1 pseudogene is annotated in these 410 nt (G+C 69.3%); it reads left to right on the top strand.

Features of this window, described 5'->3' with window-relative positions:
• Positions 1-410 (top strand): annotated as a pseudogene (locus CG716_RS30460) (hypothetical protein); the annotation flags it as partial.

Genomic DNA, 410 nt, shown 5'->3' with positions numbered 1-410 from the left:
GCCTTCGGCAACATCAATGTCAACCTGGGTCTGGCCTTGCGGGCGGTGCTCAATGTGGCCATCGACGGACCGCAGGCCTTCGTCAACGCTCTGGTCGCCGGCGGTGCGGCTCTGGCCGCGGCGTTCAACGCGGCACTGGCGGCCTTCCCGAGCCCGGCGGCGTTCGTGGCGGCGCTGACCGGCGCGCTGGCGGCGATCAACCCGACCCTGGGTGTGTTGGCCAACGCACTGACGACCTTCACCGGTCAGCTGAACGCGACCCTGCAGGCGGGGATTGCGGCGGGGCTCACCGGTTTCCAGGCGCTGCTCAATGCGCTGGGTAATCCGGCCAGTGCGCTGTTTGCGGCGTTCCAGGCGGCTTTGGCGGCGTTCCCGAACCCGGCGGCGTTCATCAATGCGCTGGTGCAGGC

Origin of the sequence: Mycolicibacterium sphagni (assembly GCF_002250655.1) — a bacterium.
GTDB lineage: Bacteria > Actinomycetota > Actinomycetes > Mycobacteriales > Mycobacteriaceae > Mycobacterium > Mycobacterium sphagni.
The sequence above is the reverse complement of the archived record's forward strand: the minus strand, read 5'-3'. Positions and strand labels throughout refer to the sequence as shown.